The organism is Bacillus sp. SJS, assembly GCF_000732485.2.
GTDB lineage: Bacteria > Bacillota > Bacilli > Bacillales > Bacillaceae > Metabacillus_B > Metabacillus_B sediminis.
On record NZ_JAQV02000026.1, the window covers coordinates 42793 to 57617 of the forward strand.

20 protein-coding genes are annotated in these 14825 nt (G+C 41.8%); 6 read left to right on the forward strand and 14 right to left on the reverse strand.

Annotation, left to right across the window (positions count from 1 at the left end; translation table 11 throughout):
* Positions 1-43: 43 nt before the first annotated feature.
* The 4 genes from AS29_RS16290 to AS29_RS16305 all read left to right on the forward strand — a co-directional run bounded on the left by AS29_RS16290 (position 44) and on the right by AS29_RS16305 (position 4877).
* Positions 44-1414 (forward strand): L,D-transpeptidase family protein, encoded by a 1371-nt coding sequence (locus AS29_RS16290; RefSeq protein ID WP_051860829.1) that lies wholly within the window; start codon positions 44-46, stop codon positions 1412-1414.
* Positions 1415-1552: 138 nt separating this feature from the next.
* Positions 1553-3046 carry a peptide MFS transporter gene (locus tag AS29_RS16295; protein WP_035412234.1) on the forward strand — a complete coding sequence of 498 codons (1494 nt, stop codon included), beginning with the start codon at positions 1553-1555 and terminating at the stop codon, positions 3044-3046.
* A 224-nt stretch (positions 3047-3270) separates the two neighbouring features.
* Positions 3271-4497, forward strand: coding sequence for an ammonium transporter (locus tag AS29_RS16300; protein WP_035412237.1), 1227 nt, complete (start codon positions 3271-3273; stop codon positions 4495-4497).
* Positions 4498-4514: 17 nt separating this feature from the next.
* Positions 4515-4877 (forward strand): P-II family nitrogen regulator, encoded by a 363-nt coding sequence (locus AS29_RS16305; RefSeq protein ID WP_035412240.1) that lies wholly within the window; start codon positions 4515-4517, stop codon positions 4875-4877.
* 103 nt (positions 4878-4980) lie between these two features.
* Here the strand turns inward: AS29_RS16305 and gvpU are convergent, their stop codons facing one another.
* The 14 genes from gvpU to AS29_RS16375 form a co-directional block, all read right to left on the reverse strand.
* The gene (gvpU, locus tag AS29_RS16310; RefSeq protein WP_035412243.1) at positions 4981-5358 is read right to left on the reverse strand and encodes a gas vesicle accessory protein GvpU; all 378 of its coding nucleotides are present in this window, start codon (positions 5356-5358) and stop codon (positions 4981-4983) included.
* Positions 5359-5384: 26 nt separating this feature from the next.
* The gene (locus AS29_RS16315; protein ID WP_035412245.1) at positions 5385-6227 is read right to left on the reverse strand and encodes a YtxH domain-containing protein; all 843 of its coding nucleotides are present in this window, start codon (positions 6225-6227) and stop codon (positions 5385-5387) included.
* A 54-nt stretch (positions 6228-6281) separates the two neighbouring features.
* Positions 6282-6590, reverse strand: coding sequence for a gas vesicle protein (gene gvpJ / locus AS29_RS16320; RefSeq protein WP_051860839.1), 309 nt, complete (start codon positions 6588-6590; stop codon positions 6282-6284).
* 45 nt (positions 6591-6635) lie between these two features.
* Entirely contained in the window at positions 6636-6944 is a 309-nt protein-coding gene (locus AS29_RS16325) for a gas vesicle protein K (RefSeq protein ID WP_051860830.1), read from the reverse strand.
* Entirely contained in the window at positions 6919-7179 is a 261-nt protein-coding gene (locus AS29_RS16330) for a gas vesicle protein (protein ID WP_035412251.1), read from the reverse strand. The genes AS29_RS16325 and AS29_RS16330 overlap by 26 nt, the downstream gene beginning before the upstream one ends.
* Entirely contained in the window at positions 7157-7999 is an 843-nt protein-coding gene (locus AS29_RS16335; RefSeq protein ID WP_035412254.1) for a GvpL/GvpF family gas vesicle protein, read from the reverse strand. Before AS29_RS16335 ends, AS29_RS16330 begins: the two co-directional genes overlap by 23 nt.
* A 9-nt stretch (positions 8000-8008) precedes the next feature.
* The gene (locus tag AS29_RS16340) at positions 8009-8266 is read right to left on the reverse strand and encodes a gas vesicle protein GvpG (protein ID WP_035412256.1); all 258 of its coding nucleotides are present in this window, start codon (positions 8264-8266) and stop codon (positions 8009-8011) included.
* Positions 8263-9027: a GvpL/GvpF family gas vesicle protein gene (locus AS29_RS16345; protein ID WP_035412258.1), complete on the reverse strand. Its 765-nt coding sequence runs from the start codon at positions 9025-9027 to the stop codon at positions 8263-8265. The genes AS29_RS16340 and AS29_RS16345 overlap by 4 nt, the downstream gene beginning before the upstream one ends.
* Before the next feature lie 12 nt (positions 9028-9039).
* The gene (gvpN, locus tag AS29_RS16350) at positions 9040-9954 is read right to left on the reverse strand and encodes a gas vesicle protein GvpN (protein ID WP_035412260.1); all 915 of its coding nucleotides are present in this window, start codon (positions 9952-9954) and stop codon (positions 9040-9042) included.
* Positions 9955-9981: 27 nt separating this feature from the next.
* A complete protein-coding gene (gene gvpO / locus AS29_RS16355; RefSeq protein WP_035412425.1) occupies positions 9982-10248 on the reverse strand; it encodes a gas vesicle protein GvpO in 267 nt (88 codons plus the stop codon).
* A 76-nt stretch (positions 10249-10324) separates the two neighbouring features.
* Positions 10325-10588, reverse strand: coding sequence for a gas vesicle structural protein GvpA (gvpA, locus tag AS29_RS16360; protein ID WP_035412262.1), 264 nt, complete (start codon positions 10586-10588; stop codon positions 10325-10327).
* Positions 10589-10610: 22 nt separating this feature from the next.
* Positions 10611-11189, reverse strand: a complete 579-nt coding sequence (gene gvpQ, locus AS29_RS16365) for a gas vesicle protein GvpQ (protein WP_051860831.1) — start codon at positions 11187-11189, stop codon at positions 10611-10613.
* A 290-nt stretch (positions 11190-11479) separates the two neighbouring features.
* Positions 11480-12340, reverse strand: coding sequence for a LysR family transcriptional regulator (locus tag AS29_RS16370; RefSeq protein ID WP_035412264.1), 861 nt, complete (start codon positions 12338-12340; stop codon positions 11480-11482).
* Positions 12337-12708, reverse strand: a complete 372-nt coding sequence (locus AS29_RS16375; protein WP_035412266.1) for a winged helix-turn-helix transcriptional regulator — start codon at positions 12706-12708, stop codon at positions 12337-12339. Before AS29_RS16375 ends, AS29_RS16370 begins: the two co-directional genes overlap by 4 nt.
* A gap of 130 nt (positions 12709-12838) precedes the next feature.
* On the opposite strand from AS29_RS16375, the gene AS29_RS16380 reads away from it, so the two are divergent.
* Both AS29_RS16380 and AS29_RS16385 read left to right on the forward strand, forming a co-directional pair.
* Positions 12839-13819, forward strand: coding sequence for a zinc-binding dehydrogenase (locus tag AS29_RS16380; protein WP_035412268.1), 981 nt, complete (start codon positions 12839-12841; stop codon positions 13817-13819).
* A gap of 379 nt (positions 13820-14198) precedes the next feature.
* A complete protein-coding gene (locus tag AS29_RS16385) occupies positions 14199-14729 on the forward strand; it encodes a DUF420 domain-containing protein (protein WP_035412270.1) in 531 nt (176 codons plus the stop codon).
* Positions 14730-14825: the final 96 nt, after the last annotated feature.

A 14825-nucleotide genomic window follows, 5' to 3' on the forward strand; every position in this document is an offset into this window, starting at 1 on the left:
TTAATTGGTATATTTATATAAATATAGAAATACAGGGGGCATTATGAAAAAAATAACGTTAAGTTTTGTTCTTATTTTCAGTTTTTTGCTTGGCGGACACGTTACTCCGGCTTCAGCAAGCGGAGAACAATTACTCATTGTAAATAAAGCTATCAACAAATTAGCCTTTTTTAATAACGGCAAGCTTGTTCGTGTTTTCAGCATAGGGACAGGCAGAAGTGATGACTTAACTCCAGAAGGGACTTTTCGGGTTGTCACAAAGATCATGAACCGGCCTTATTATAAGGACAATATCCCAGGAGGAGATCCGAGAAATCCTCTAGGGGACAGATGGCTTGGACTTGATGCAAGAGGAACCTACGGGACAACCTACGCAATTCACGGCAATAATAATGAAAACTCCATCGGGCACTATGTGAGTTCAGGCTGCATCAGAATGCATAATTCAGAAGTCAGATGGCTTTATCCTCAGGTGGATAAAATGACGAAAGCCGTTATTTTAAAATCCAGTGAATCCTTTGAAACAATTGCAGAGAAAAACGGTTACTCTCTAAATGCGGATTATTCCCGCTATGCAGCTGCTGACAGCCAAGGAAAAATCCTTTTTCAAAAAACGGCTCAGTATCAAACGGCTGTCAATACCGGAAGTATTTCAAAAGTAAACGGATTGTACGATGGATTAACAAATGAATTAAAGAAAGCAGAATCGCTAATCGGCAAAGTTTCCGGTAAAAGCAACAGGGATGAATTAGGAAAAAAATACCTGAACCCTGCTAAAAAAACGGTTGAAAGAAGCATTTATGAAATTTCACAATTTAGATTGATGAATTCAATTAAAGCAGACGTATCAGCCAAAAATAGTTCGAAAGCAGAATCGAAGCTGCAAACACTGAATCGTCTTAAAAACCGTGCAGTTCAGATTAAAAAAGCCGGCGGCTATCCACCCCTTCCCGCACCTATCAATAGGAGTCTGGAAAGCCAGGAGGCAAGCCTTTACGGAATGATGCTGCAAATCAGGACAGCTGATTACAACAAGTCCATTACAAGCTCAAATCTAATCTCGATCGACAGTCAATATAACCGAGTCTCCGCAGCTATTGCCCAAACAGAGAAACAGATTGGCGAAGTTTACGGATCGGCAAACCGCGATTCTTTGCTGAAGCTCTATGTAAAACCTGCAAAAATTGCGCGCGAGCGGACAATTTATCAAGTTTCCATGCATCGCTTAATGAATAAAATTGATGCACTTGTAAAATCCGGCTCCACTTCTAAAGCCGCAGAAGAACTCCGAAAGCTGGAAAGACTTCAGGACCGCTCCATCGAAATTCAAAAGGATCTCGGCTATCCTTTACTTAAAACAATTGATGAAAGCTTAAACAAACGTTATATTGAACTGAATAAAAAGCTTGGCTAGAAAACCCTTAACTAAGGGTTTTTTTTATGTAATCCTTTTCAAAATCATGCTTTTTACCTAATTTTTCAACTCGAAATATTTTGACAACGAATTAAAGATGATAGTAATATAGTATCTTATAAGAGGGAGGTAATTTAAATGACACCTTTGGACCATGATAAAGTAGCAGCAAGTGTCCCTCAAAAGGGATTCTTCGGACATCCAAGAGGCTTATTCACCCTATTCTTCACTGAATTCTGGGAGAGATTTTCATATTATGGAATGAAAGCCATTCTTGTGTATTACATGTATTATAGTATTTCAAAAGGCGGACTGGGCATTGACCAATCAACCGCACTGGCTATTACTTCCATTTACGGATCTCTTGTTTATATGTCCGGAATTATCGGCGGATGGGTAGCAGATAGAATATTAGGATCCACCAGAACCGTCTTTTACGGCGGAATATTAATCATGTTCGGTCATATCGTACTTGCTTTACCAGGAACGTTTACTGCATTCTTAGTTTCTATGGTATTGATTGTTCTTGGTACAGGTCTGTTAAAGCCTAATATTTCAAACATTGTTGGTGACCTTTATACTGAAAAAGATGAACGCCGCGACTCAGGCTTCAGCATTTTCTATATGGGAATCAACATGGGTGCTTTCCTTTCCCCATTAGTTGTCGGAACAGTTGGAGAAATGTACAGCTTCCATTTAGGATTTGGACTTGCTGCAATCGGAATGCTTCTGGGATTAATTGTTTTTGTAGCTACTAAAAAGAAAAACCTTGGACAAGCAGGTTCATACGTTCCGAACCCGCTGACACCTGCTGAAAGAAAGAAAACTTTTACACAAATCGGGATTGGGGCTGCGATTGTCCTTATCATTGGTTTTGTATTAGCTCAGCAAGGTATTTTAACCATCGATTTATTTATCTTAATAGTAAGTATTCTTGGTATTCTTATTCCTGCCACATACTTTATTGTGATGTATAACAGCAAAAAGACAACTGCCGTTGAAAAGTCAAGGCTGCTTGCCTACATTCCGCTGTTTATCGCCGCAATGGTATTCTGGGCGATTCAGGAGCAAGGCTCTACCATCCTGGCTGCATATGCTGCTGAGCGCACTCAATTGAACATCGGCGGGTTCGAATTGAAAGCTTCCTGGTTCCAATCATTAAATCCTTTATTCATCATCACATTGGCACCGTTATTTGCCTGGATGTGGATTAAGCTTGGCGACCGCCAGCCTTCAACGTCTAAGAAATTTTCTTTCGGTCTGATTTTCGCTGGTCTATCGTTCATTGTTATGATTTTCCCTGCCTCCATTAATGGAACAGAATCACTTGTTAATCCATGGTGGCTCGTTCTAAGCTTCTTCTTAGTTGTTATTGGAGAGCTTTGCCTGTCTCCAGTTGGATTATCCGCTACAACTAAACTTGCACCTTCTGCTTTCTCTTCGCAAACCATGAGCTTATGGTTTTTAACAAGTGCAGCAGCTCAAGCAATGAATGCACAGGTGGTTAGATTTTACAAACCCGAAACCGAGATTGTATATTTTGGAATAATAGGCGGATTAGCTATTGTTCTCGGTTTGATTCTATTCACGGTTTCCCCTGCTATTCAAAGGCTTATGAAGGGTGTAAGATAAAGTAAATCCATTTAAGATCCACTCTCTAAGGAGGGTGGATCTTTTTTACGTTTTTATATGTTAGATTTTCTAACACATTGTATTCGTTTACATAAAAAACATTTGATTTATTTGAAAATTCTTATTGATATTCTGCTTCCTTTCACATATGATACTTTATATAACAAATGATGTCATATAAACTAACATGAAGTATTTCAATTGACTTAGGGGAGGAATCAGCAATGCAGATGGGCGATTCGATATTAATGTTTGTAGCAACGTTGCTAGTTTGGCTAATGACACCTGGTATTGCCTTATTTTACGGAGGCATGGTTCGAAGCAAAAATGTACTCAGCACAGCGATGTACAGCTTAAGCTCTATTGCTATTATTTCGGTCTTATGGATCATCGCAGGCTATTCACTTGCGTTTTCAACAGCAGGAAACCCTTTTATAGGCGGACTGGATTGGGTGGGACTTCAAGGCGTTTCTTTTGAGCCTAATCCTGATTACAGCGCCACAATCCCTCACAGCTTGTATATGATGTTCCAGCTTACTTTCGCTGTTCTCACATGTGCAATTATTTCAGGCGCTTTCGCAGAACGTATGCGCTTCTCAGCCTTTGTCCTGTTCAGTGTTTTGTGGACGTTCCTTGTATATGCCCCTGTTGCACACTGGGTTTGGGGTGTAGGAGGATGGCTGCGTGATTTAGGCGCATTGGATTTTGCAGGGGGAAATGTAGTTCATATTTCTTCCGGCGTAGCAGGTCTTGTTTTGGCCCTTGTTATCGGAACGAGAAAAAGCAAAAATTCCGTATCTCCTCATAATCTTCCATTAACCTTGCTCGGGGGAGTACTCATCTGGTTTGGCTGGTTCGGCTTTAACGTTGGGAGTGCTCTTACACTTAACGATGTAGCGATGACGGCATTCATTAATACAAACACCGCTGCAGCTACTGGAATTATCGGCTGGATTGCCGTAGAATGGCTTATCAATAAAAAACCTACGATGCTGGGAGCAATTTCAGGAGCAATAGCTGGTCTGGTCGCTATCACTCCTGCATGCGGTTTTGTTACTCCGTCCGCCTCCATCATAATCGGACTGGTGGGAGGGGCCGTATGCTTCTGGGGAGTTTTCTTCCTTAAAGAAAAGCTCGGCTATGATGATGCTTTAGATGCTTTTGGCTTACATGGCATTGGAGGAACATGGGGCGGAATTGCAACAGGACTATTTGCTACTACTTCTGTAAACTCTGCCGGTGCTGACGGACTTTTTTACGGAAATGCAGGGCTATTGCTGAAACAGCTGATTGCAATAGGTGCAACCTATGTTTTCGTGGGGGTGGTCACTTTTATACTAATTAAAGCTGTAAGCTTTGTAGTAAGCATCCGTGCCAGTGAAGAAGAGGAATCAATGGGTCTTGACCTTACCTTACATGGCGAAAAAGCTTATCAAGAGTCTAACCTTTAGGAAGCGGGGCGTAAATTATGAGTGATAAATTAACCAAAATCGAAATTATCTCCCGTCCGGACCGTTTTGAAGAGTTTAAAAGGGAGCTCGTTAAAATAGGGGTTAGCGGGATAACAGTGTCCAATGTTTTCGGTGCCGGTCTCCAAAAGGGATTTACAGAGCTCTACCGCGGAGTGAAAAAAGAAATAAATATGTATGAACGCCTCAAAATTGAAATTGTTGTTTGCAAGGTTCCGGTACAGGATGTCATTGATCTCGCCTGCAAAATTCTTAAAACAGGCAAACCCGGAGATGGAAAGATTTTCATTTATGAGTTATCAAATGCCATTAAGATTCGAAATGGTGATGAAGGCTGCGAGGCTTTGCAAAATAAAGATTAAGAAGTTTAAAAGCCAATCGGAAAATCCGATTGGCTTTTTATAGAGATAAAGATAATTACTCGTTTAATTAGGCCATCCATTGCTCACTTTTCTAAAAAAACTCTTAGTCTTCAGAGATTTTACCAATGAAGAAGCCATCTGTCTGATCCAGTCTTCCTCTCCATAAAAACTCGCTTTTTGAAGGAGTAGGCTTGCTGTCTCCGCAATAGATCCTCGTATTCTTCAGATGGATAAACGTAACATCCTCTGCCTGCTCAACGTTTTGCTTGCTTGCATCCAGCAATTTTTCGCTGATTGCTTTGGAGAGGTCATTTCCCCCCTCGAATTTCCCGCTCATTTCTTCAAAATATTCTCTTGCTGATACGAGTGTTCCGGTAATAAGAGAACCCTTCATGTTTAACGTAATATCCAGTGAGAAATCATGCTTATTTGCTGCGTGCGTCAGCATTTCCAAAATGCTATCCTTCGTATTTCCACTCATGACAGGCCCTCCTTTAATTCATCTATTTAGTTTGATTGAACTGTATCATCTTCACTCTTTACGACTGTTTCATTACTCTCTTCCGCTGCTTTCTTTGCTGCAGCCGGTGCTTTCTTCGCTTTTGCTGTTCTTGTCCGCGCAGCTGTTTTAGCAGGAGCAGGCTTAGGCTTTTCTGTTTCGACAACAGATTCTTCTTCCATCTTAGCCTGGGCACCTGATCCAGTTTCGCTATCATCTTGATCATCAGTTTCATCCTGATTATCTGAATCCGCTTCTTCAGTTCCTGCTGTATTTTTCACTTCATTCGTTTCTTCTTTATTATGATTTGTATCATCTGTTTTTGATTCGTTCTCTTCATCAACTGCACTTTGGATCATCTTTTCGTTTTCTTTTGCAGATGACGTTTCCTCTTGTTCTTCAGTGGCTGTGCTTGCTGTTTGGGATTTAGCATCCTTCTGCTCATTCTCAGCTGTTTCCTGCTCTTCAGACTTTGATTTATCCTCTTTTTTCACGATATACAGAGCGGATTTTTTAATCTTGTCGGCTGCTTCCTGCGTTTTGGATGTGCTTTTGTCCTTCAGGGAGGACAATTTTTCTTTCGTGCTGCCTCCGAATTCCTTGCAGCTGTCTAATACAGAAGATGATTGCTTTCCAATAGACGACCTCATGTCTTTCCCTGTTTTAGGAGCAAGAAGCAATGTAGCGCCGATTCCTGCAAGTGCTCCTACAAGTGATCCGGATAGGAAGTTTTTATCAACAGCCGGACGTTTAGCTTTAGCCGTCTTATCTTGGCTTTGCTGTTTATCCTGCTTGCTATTCTCTGCTTTTACCGGTTTTACTTTTGATTGTTTTTGATTGTTTTGTTCCATTTTCTATTCCTCCTAAGGTTCAATTAAGTTAGCAAACTTCAAATCTATTTTTTATTAAACGAGTCTTTGAGAATCCATTTTTTCTTCCAATGATTTAATTCTTTCATTCAGGCGTTTGTTTTCTTCTTCAAGCGCCTCACTGTTGTTATTTGCAGCCTTGGAGCTTAGATATGGATCATTCTCCCACCAGTCCATGCCGATTTCTTTCGCTTTATCGACAGAGGCGACAATCAGCCTGATCTTGATTGTAAGAAGTTCTACGTCCGCCAGGCCGATTTTGATGTCACCGGCAATGACTACACCTTTATCCAAAACCTTCTCGAGAACATCTACAATCGAACTCGAGCCGCTGTTATGCTGAATTTCATTCACCTTAATTCCTCCTCGCTTTGTTGGCGATCCCTATGATTAAATCAAATTGCCGAGAGGGCCAAGGTCTATATTTAAGTCTTCATCTTTCAAGTCAAAAATATCTTTCATTTCTTCCATCTTTATTTCAAGGTTTGCAAGAGCAACCCCAAGATCCTCAATTTGCTGATCAGTCAGCGTTCCTCCGTCAACACGGCGGATGGCGTGGCGTTCTACAAGCTGTCTTAAAAGCTCAATAACCGTCAGGACTAATTGGGCAAGACCCTGCTCAGCAGAATCCGGATCCAGATTGATCTTTCCATTGCTGCTTTGAAGTCCGGTTTTAGCGCCTGCGGGATTCTGTGACATAAACAAGCTCCTCTCTTTCACGATCCATTTCGGTCGATGAAAGTGTATTATTTCCGCTTGCTTCTACAAGGGTTTCCACAGCAGAAATCAAGACTCGTAAATCAAGATAAATCAAATCAATTCCGGCAATTGAAATAATGAGATCCCCTCTCAGTACTACGCCTTTATCAAGAATGACATCCAGGATATCGAGCAAGGATACATCGCTGTTATCAATTTGCCGGGGCTGATCCATGTTTTCTCTCCTCACCTGCTAGCAGATTTGCGAAATGGTAGGGCGGCCAAGGTCCGGTCGGCTCAAACTTCCAGCCTGATTCCTGATGAGCTTCCGCTGCAAGCTGAATTTTTTCCTTGAACTGCGCTATCTGGTCCTTAGGGAGCAAATAAACGCTGTTCCAGCACATTTGCTCATCCCTGCCCGTTACATCCTGGCTCCATGTTTTCTTAATCGTGCTGTCGTCGGAATATGGAACCAGGTCTTCATGAATTTGCTCACAAATCCTGTTTTTCTCGAGTTCCATTTCACGATCCACAAGCTGCTCGAGCTTTCTTTTTTCAAAATATTGTCTTCCGGGCGGAAGCTGGGCTATTTCTTCTTTCTTGGCCAAAACAGTCGGATTATTTTCTGCAAATGACTCTCTCATTTGGCTGTCATCGCTATAAATTTTCACATTCCATTCTTCCTTGCCTTCCAGATACCTGAATAGCTCGAGCATACGCTCCTGATATTGATTCACCGTTTCGGTCAGGCTTTCAAGTGATGAATAAATGGTACAGAATTTTGTTGGTATGAGTGTGTAGCTTTTTTCAAGCATCATAAGCATTTCATGGTGATGGAATGCTTTTTCGTGAAGCCATTCCATCTCATTTACTTTTTCTTTAATTTGTTCTTCGGAATATTCAGCCGGATCAAGCTCGCAGATGACCGCTGTTACACTTCCAAACTCTATAGAATAGCCATCATGCTCCTGATCGAATCCCTTAAAAGATGGCACTGCTGCTGCCGCTGCTTCTTCAGTAGGGACCAACCCGTATAAATAAATTAACTTACTCATATTAATCCCTCACTTCTCCTGCTTCAGCATCTCTTCGTATTCTTCCATTTCCAGTCTTTTAGCCGTTTCATATCTCATTAACAGCTGTTCTTCCTGCTCTTTATAAGCCTGCTCTTCTATTTCTTCCAGTTCATACATCATTTGAAGCTGGATAAGCTTCTGCTGAATCGTCGGAATATCAAACAGCTCTTTATCCGCTTCTTCTTTGATCTTCTCTCCTACCTTGACCACAAGGTTCAATGGGGCGGTGAAGAGTTTATGAATCATGAGGTTTCTTCTACCTTGAGCTGGATGTTTATGAAGTTATAAGCAGGCCATGGTCCAGAATAATGGAAGTCTACTTTATTTTCCCACTTTTGGTGGATTTCATTTACTTTGCTGTCAAACAGTTCCTCATATTTACGGTCAACAAGGAATGCTCCATTTAATAGCATCTTTTCACCAATCAGTTTATTGCTGTTTGCTGCCTCTGAAATTTGCTGCAGTGGCTCAAATACTTCTTTTTTTATTTGCCGCTGAAGCTTCTCGAAAAACTCCTGAGCCATTCCGCCAAGCTTGATTCGGTCATAATAGCTTGCCTCTTCAGACTTGCCTTTAACCGAATCCTTCATTTTTAGAATGTCGCTGCGGCCTGAAAGCTCTTCATTGATCCAGTCCTCTTTTGCGACAACCTTTAAACCAAGCTCCATTTTCCCTTTAATTTCTGGGAAAAGCTTGCTGAATTGCGGATAAAGATTTTTCAATAGCATCTGGACATCTTCCTGGGATTTAAAGATGTTTCCGAAGCTGATTGGAATCACCGTATCATTTTTCTTCATTACGGAAGACACAACTTGCTGATGGGCCATTACATTTTCCTTGTTCGGATGGTAGATCTTCATTGGAACTTCTGCAGCAACAATCGCTGCATCCTCATAATGAATAGTAAAAATAGAGTAGTCGTTTCCTTCTAGCGTCATTTCGCCGAAATCTGCACCTGTTTCAGGCTGTTGTATGCCGCAAAAAATATATATTCCAGTTTCGCTCATCAATGGTCACCCCTAAATTTTCTTGCATTCTGATAGAATGATTTGCTGAATCTTAGCATCACTTTCATTTTCAAGAGATTTTCGCATTTGATACCAGACAATATCCTGGCATAGCTGCTGAAAGGCTTCATTTTTTCCATCAATCTCAATTTCCTGATCATACGCCATTTGTGCAATCATTATGGAAGCTCTTAGACTCGGACCTTCCTTGCCTTTTTTCCTGCATAGGTCCCTTAGACTGGATGTATAGTGAGAAATGCTTTTTGCCTCTTCTGCTATGACGCCTGTTTTTTTGGCTATAATTCCTGCTTCTGTTTCTGGTTCTATAAAGCTGAGCGGTATGGTAATCAGCCGGTCAAGCAGAGCTTCCTGAGTCTGATAAACGCCAGCGTATTCATCAGGATTGCTCGTAAAGATGACCATAAATTCAGGATGCACCTTAACAAAAGGCTCTGTATGCTTAGTGCCGTATAGGGGAAGAACCTTTTCCTCGAGAATCGATAAAAACAGATTGTTCGTCGACGGCTTGGATCGGGTAAATTCGTCATAAACGAGGGTGTACCCATTTTGTACAGCTTCCAGCAGCCTTCCGTTTTTCCAAGTCTCTGTTACATTTTCGTCTCTTTTATAAACGGACCGGATGTAGTTGTCGACTGTCTTAGTGCTTGTATATCCTGTGAAGGAACCAATTAGGTCTGCATTGGAAAGTTCGTGATTTCCGTGCATGAGCATAACAGGCCTTTTTCTCTTTTTCGCAAGATTGAGAGCAAGGGTGGTTTTCCCTACTCCGGATGGGCCTGTAAAATGGACTGGATATCCGGCCTTAATATAAGAAGCGGATCTTTCCATAATGTCCGCAAATGCTTCTTTATAAAAAGTATCCGGATTTTTTGCTCCAGCCTGTTTAGCTTCTTTCAGTACGGTCATCTCTTACCCCTCCAATCACGCTGTCTGCTATTCCTGTTCATCCATCATGGCGCTTCTCGGTCTTAGACTTTTACGGGTATATGAGGTCACATCATATTCCGCATCCAATGTCACATCATACACCCCAAGCATTTCATCCTTGGCATACTTTCTCATATATTCACGTTCTTCCACGACTTCCACAACAGCTTTGCATCCTTCTTCAGTAGGTTCAATGGAAGTTATTTTATGGGGGGGAGCTATATGCTCTGAGAAGAATTCATTTAATGATTTCATTACTTCTTTAATCTTCACTGGATTCACCGCCGTTTTCACATTTAAAAGGAGCCGCCGGGTCTTTATTCCCCCGGCAGGCTTCTTTTAGTCTCTGTTAGATGCTGAATTGTTTATCGCGTTCGTTCGACTGCTGAGGCAGTGCGTTATCTTCTTCCACGTCATCTCTAAGCAGCCCTACAGCATTTGCATAGCGGAGCCATGTATCAACACTCGCAATAACGACTCTGGCTTCAATTGTAATAAGTTCAATACCTACCAGTGATACGCGGGCAAAAACATCAATTACTACACCCTTATCCAGAATCCGATCGACTACCTCTGCTAGACTTGAACTATCCGTACTTTTTTGAACAGCCATTTTATCTTTCTCCCTTCTTTAATTAAGAATTTGAAATTGAACTGATTGTTTTAATATCCGTTGCTGATTTAATCTGGCTAGGTTTCTTCATATTTGCCGCACTCTTCACCTGCGAGGCGCTCTTTAGCTGATTCACGCCTTTTAAATCTCTGACGCTTTTCAAACGGCCCTTATCATCAGGTCTGATTTTTTCCTGAAACGTTTCTCCGGCTTCTTTAAAGTTTTTCAGCTTGGATCTTACATTTAATAAAGCTTCCTGAACTTTATCTCTCATTTCTTCCGCCTTTGAATGCACATTCTCGGCATTTTCTTCTTTTGCTGCTTCCAGTTTACCCGCAGCTTCATTTACTTTGGACTGCATCTTCTTCTGAACACGTTTTTTCATTTCATGTGCTATTCTGTCTTTAGCTGCATCCTTTAGTTCTTCTTTTTCTTCATTCATTTCTTCTTTAACTTCATGTTTTTTTTCCTTAGCTTTCCATCTTACTGCCTTTGGAAGGACTTTTTCCCGGACACCCGGTATGAGCATGGCACTCATTCCAGCGGCAGCAAGGCTTCCATAGCCAAGCTTTTTAAAACGGTCTTTATTACTAGAGCTCATTGATTGCGTCCTCCTTTCTAAACTGAAAGGCGGGAGTGCCGCTTTCAATTCCGTTCTATTGTGGGTGTTACCCGTATCTCCCGGCCTATCAAACTGGGTATTTTTTCTGCCGTCATCATCCTCTATCAGAAAGATATATCTGTAATGAATGTTTACCGTCACAATCAGCTTTTGAAGCCTTTCATTAAAATTATTTCAGTTAGATTACAATTTGGATTTCAATGATCTTTTCTGGCATATTAACGTGCGAGTACGAAAAAACCCGGCAGATCTAATTTCTGCCGGGTGAATTATCCTTTCAAAAGCTCATCAATGACCTCCTGAAAAAATGGATCAGTTTTATTTTTCGTTTTATAGCCTAAATAAATTTCATTTAACACCGTATATTCCTGAAGTACCGTTTTTACTGTCCCTCGCTTAACCGAATCATCAATCAGATAATGCGGCAAAAGGCTGATTCCAATTCCTTTCTCAACTGCTGTTAAAATACCTCTCAAATCCGGGATGACGTAATGCGGATCGAGTTCCGGCCTCTTTTTAAAATGCTCACGCCACAGTCTTCTGATAATGGGCAGCTCCATCCCGTAGCTTATCCATTTTTTGCTTAGCAGCCAAGCTTCGGCGTTGTCCTCATCTGCTGGTCCGGCCATACCATTTGGAATGGAAACAAAAAATTCCTCTTTTTCAATAAGCTTATATTCTATTCCAGGCTTACTGAACCTCTGGGTCGTAATGATCACATCGGCCCGGTTTTGATCAAGCATGTCAAAGAGCTCCTCTGACTCTCCTTGATGATGGATCACTCTGAGGGAGGAATTCTTGAGTTTCTCTAAGCCTCTAACAGAGAAATAATCGATTGGCGAGCCAATCATGATCGTAGGTGACGACTGGATTGAATGTCTGATCTCCAGCGTTGTTTTTTCCAAAGTTTCTATTAAAGGGGCAAGCCTTGAGTACAGTTCCTTCCCCCGCTCTGTTGGGGTAATCTTTCTTGTAGTCCGGGTAAAAAGAGCTTCCCCTACTTCTGCTTCCAATGCCGCTAGATGCTGACTCATAGCAGGCTGGGTCAGAATGCGGGATCTAGCCGCTTCCGATACGGATTGATGTTTATATATACTGATAAAGCTCCGATACCATTCAAAGTCAATCACTCCGCTGCAGCCTCATTCCCTGTCCAGCATTCTTTCATTTCAATCTGATGCTTTTCTGCATATTCATCTCCCCACAAACACATTTCGTTTAGGGTACGCTGCAGTTTCTTTCCCATATCAGTCGTAGAATATTCTACTTTTGGAGGGGCAGCTTCATAAGTTTTTCGAGTAACTAAACCATGCTCTTCAAGCTCTCTAAGCTGCTGGGCAAGCACTTTGCGAGTAACAGAGGGCATTGATCTTAAAAGCTCTGAGAACCTTTTCGTTTCACCGTTAAGATTCCACAGGATCAGAACCTTCCACTTTCCTCCAATTAAATCAATAACCAGATTAATTGCACATTGATACTCATCATTTAATTTCTTCATCCCTTATCCTCCTGCCGAAGTTTCCGAACGGTAACTATCGTACAAAAAAGTGCCTTCTTGTACAAAACAGTCAATTATATCTATTATATACAATGGAATGGACAATACTAATTTTAAGGAGTTGAGCCGAATGAAAGCAATGCTGCTAGAGGAAAAAGGCAAATGGGAACAGATGAAAACCGGCGAATTAAAAACACCGTCGCCTCAAAAAGGAGAAATACTCGTCAAGGTGCATGCAGTCGGCCTTAATCCTGTTGACTATAAAACAGCTGCCAACGGAAATCCAGGCTGGAACTACCCGCATGTATTGGGCTTAGATGTTGCTGGTACCATTGAAGAATTTGGTGAGGGTGTAACAGAGTGGGCAAAAGGAGACCGCGTGGTTTATCACGGTGATATGACAAAAGGCGGCGGTTTCGCAGAGTTTGCTGTAACGACCGCTCATACGGTATCCCGCATACCTGATGAAATTTCATTTAAAGATGCTGCTGCTCTTCCTACTGCTGGATATACTGCGTATGAAGCTCTTTTCAGGAAGCTTCCGCTTCATACATTCAAAACAATCCTCATTCAAGGGGGAGCAGGCGGAGTTGGCGGATTTGCTATCCAGCTTGCCAAAAACGCAGGACTTGAGGTTTTCACAACGGCTTCCTCATCCAACCATGACTACGTGAAATCTCTAGGAGCCGACCACGTAATCGATTATGGTTCAGAAGATGTAAAAGAAAGAGTACTCGAGCTAACAAACGGACGCGGGGTGGATGCCGTACTTGATACGGTTAGCCGTCAAACCTCAACAGAAGCTCTGGATTATATCGCCTACCGCGGCCAGCTCGCACACATCGCAGGAGCACCTGACACATCCAGTCTTAAACCATTTACCAAGGTCATCTCCTTCCATGAAATTGCTCTCGGAGCTATCCATAAAGCAGATTTCGAATCCCAAAAAGATTTAGCAGCAATGGGAGATGAAATGCTGCAGCTGCTTAAGGATGGGAAAATCGACTCCCTGCTCTCTGAAACAATTTCACTCGAAGAGATTCCCGATGCACTTGTCCGCCTATCGGAGCGGCATGTTAAAGGGAAGATTGTGGCTGTAATAGCTGAATAAACTGGTTGGAGCTGGCTTGACGCCAGCTCTATTTTTGTTGAGAAATAAAATTGTTCAGGATAACGCAGGACTTTCGGTTACCCGGTTTTCTTTTACATGCCTGGCATTACACCGATTTGCTTGCTTTGCCCGGCATTCTTGCCTGGCATTCTTGCCTGGCATTACACCGATTTCCTCGCTTTGCCCTGGCACCTGGTATTCCTACTAGTTTCCGTCAATGCCTGGTACCCCCTCTGTTTCGTCTCTCCTCACATCCAGTCCGTTCAACGTTCTGTAATATTTTTTAAGAAAAATCCCTCATATTGCCTCTCTGCATTTTACTCTGACCTTAAAAAAATCTATAATAGCAAAGTGAAAGCAACTTTAAAGGAGCTACTATATGAATACTAAAGAGCGTAATTATACACCGATTATTGTTACATTGACCATTGCGATAAACGCGCTAGTGGCAGTCTTGTACTTTATGCCGAAGGGAAATAACCTTAGTCATATCGATTTAACCTTTATGCCGTTTTTCAATGCGGTAATGAATAGCTTTACGTTCATCTTCCTGCTGGCCGCTTTGTATTCCATCATTAAACAGAAGAATATTAAGCGCCATCGGAATTATATTTTCGGAGCGTTCACTACGACGGCACTGTTTTTGGTTTCTTATGTAACGTATCATGCATTGGCGCCGAATACACCATTTGGCGGCGAGGGGATCATCCGTCCAATCTACTACTTTATCCTGATCTCTCACATTCTGCTCTCAGTCGTTATTGTTCCGCTGGCTCTTGTTACACTTGCACGCGGATTGAATATGAAAGTGGAAAAGCACCGGAAAATCGCGCGCTGGACGATGCCTCTCTGGCTGTATGTTAGTTTGACAGGTGTTATTGTCTATTTAATGATTTCTCCATACTATTAAAAAATGACCCTGATCCTTCCCGGATTAGGGCATTCTTTTTTTCGTTTCCTAATAAATGGTCTACCACAACTATTAATAAATATGGTATTTTTGTAA

Excerpts from the sequence above, each read along its gene's own strand:
- AS29_RS16335 (WP_035412254.1), bottom strand. The coding sequence starts at position 7,999 with ATGAGTAAGTTAATTTATTTATACGGGTTGGTCCCTACTGAAGAAGCA.
- AS29_RS16325 (WP_051860830.1), bottom strand. The coding sequence starts at position 6,944 with ATGTCACAGAATCCCGCAGGCGCTAAAACCGGACTTCAAAGCAGCAAT.
- AS29_RS16315 (WP_035412245.1), bottom strand. The coding sequence starts at position 6,227 with ATGGAACAAAACAATCAAAAACAATCAAAAGTAAAACCGGTAAAAGCA.
- AS29_RS16295 (WP_035412234.1), top strand. The coding sequence starts at position 1,553 with ATGACACCTTTGGACCATGATAAAGTAGCAGCAAGTGTCCCTCAAAAG.
- AS29_RS16305 (WP_035412240.1), top strand. The coding sequence starts at position 4,515 with ATGAGTGATAAATTAACCAAAATCGAAATTATCTCCCGTCCGGACCGT.
- AS29_RS16290 (WP_051860829.1), top strand. The coding sequence starts at position 44 with ATGAAAAAAATAACGTTAAGTTTTGTTCTTATTTTCAGTTTTTTGCTT.
- AS29_RS16380 (WP_035412268.1), top strand. The coding sequence starts at position 12,839 with ATGAAAGCAATGCTGCTAGAGGAAAAAGGCAAATGGGAACAGATGAAA.
- gvpQ (WP_051860831.1), bottom strand. The coding sequence starts at position 11,189 with ATGAGCTCTAGTAATAAAGACCGTTTTAAAAAGCTTGGCTATGGAAGC.
- gvpU (WP_035412243.1), bottom strand. The coding sequence starts at position 5,358 with ATGAGTGGAAATACGAAGGATAGCATTTTGGAAATGCTGACGCACGCA.
- AS29_RS16385 (WP_035412270.1), top strand. The coding sequence starts at position 14,199 with ATGAATACTAAAGAGCGTAATTATACACCGATTATTGTTACATTGACC.
- AS29_RS16345 (WP_035412258.1), bottom strand. The coding sequence starts at position 9,027 with ATGAGCGAAACTGGAATATATATTTTTTGCGGCATACAACAGCCTGAA.
- gvpN (WP_035412260.1), bottom strand. The coding sequence starts at position 9,954 with ATGACCGTACTGAAAGAAGCTAAACAGGCTGGAGCAAAAAATCCGGAT.
- AS29_RS16300 (WP_035412237.1), top strand. The coding sequence starts at position 3,271 with ATGCAGATGGGCGATTCGATATTAATGTTTGTAGCAACGTTGCTAGTT.
- AS29_RS16330 (WP_035412251.1), bottom strand. The coding sequence starts at position 7,179 with ATGGATCAGCCCCGGCAAATTGATAACAGCGATGTATCCTTGCTCGAT.
- AS29_RS16340 (WP_035412256.1), bottom strand. The coding sequence starts at position 8,266 with ATGATTCATAAACTCTTCACCGCCCCATTGAACCTTGTGGTCAAGGTA.
- AS29_RS16375 (WP_035412266.1), bottom strand. The coding sequence starts at position 12,708 with ATGAAGAAATTAAATGATGAGTATCAATGTGCAATTAATCTGGTTATT.
- gvpA (WP_035412262.1), bottom strand. The coding sequence starts at position 10,588 with ATGGCTGTTCAAAAAAGTACGGATAGTTCAAGTCTAGCAGAGGTAGTC.